Consider the following 634-nt stretch of genomic DNA (forward strand, 5'->3'; position numbering starts at 1 on the left):
AAATCTCCTTCTTTTTTACTAACAGCTATTTACAATTATATAATCGTCATAATAATATATATATGTATACAAAAACTGTAAGTGTAACCTAATTAAATAAATAACACTTTTAAGTAATTAATAATTGACTAATGAAAGTTATTGAGTTACAATGAAATCAAGTTAGAAAAGCAAAAACAACATTTAAAACTTTTTAGTAATAAATAATTGACTAAATAATACTAAAGAGTTATAATAAAGTTAAGATAAGAAACACGGAAACAATAAGGAAATTTAATTTTAATCAATTAATTATTATAAAAATATATTAGGATAATATAGGAGGAAACAAAAATGAAAAACATCACAAAGGGTAAAGTAGTAGGAACGGCATTAACAACAGCATTAGCTTTCGGAACATTAGGGGCTTTAGGAACAACTGCTCATGCAGACCAATTAAAAGATGCAGAGGTAAACTTACCAAAGACTGAAATCGTAGCTCCACAACATGCTCAAGTAGCACCAGTGAAAGAAGTAAAAGAAGAAGCGAAAGTTAAAGAAGTGAAGGAAACTGCTAAAGAAGTAAAAACTGAACAACCACAAAAGGCAGAAGCGAACAACGTGGTGGAAAATAAAAAGCAAGAAGTTAAGCAAA

Annotated in this window: 1 pseudogene; it reads left to right on the top strand. The window is 28.2% G+C overall.

The features are described 5' to 3' along the window. Positions 1-333 precede the first annotated feature (333 nt). A pseudogene (locus tag MR160_RS33815) lies at positions 334-634 on the top strand (LPXTG cell wall anchor domain-containing protein); the annotation flags it as partial.

Source organism: Bacillus cereus group sp. BfR-BA-01382, from assembly GCF_022663475.1.
Lineage (GTDB): Bacteria > Bacillota > Bacilli > Bacillales > Bacillaceae_G > Bacillus_A > Bacillus_A thuringiensis_S.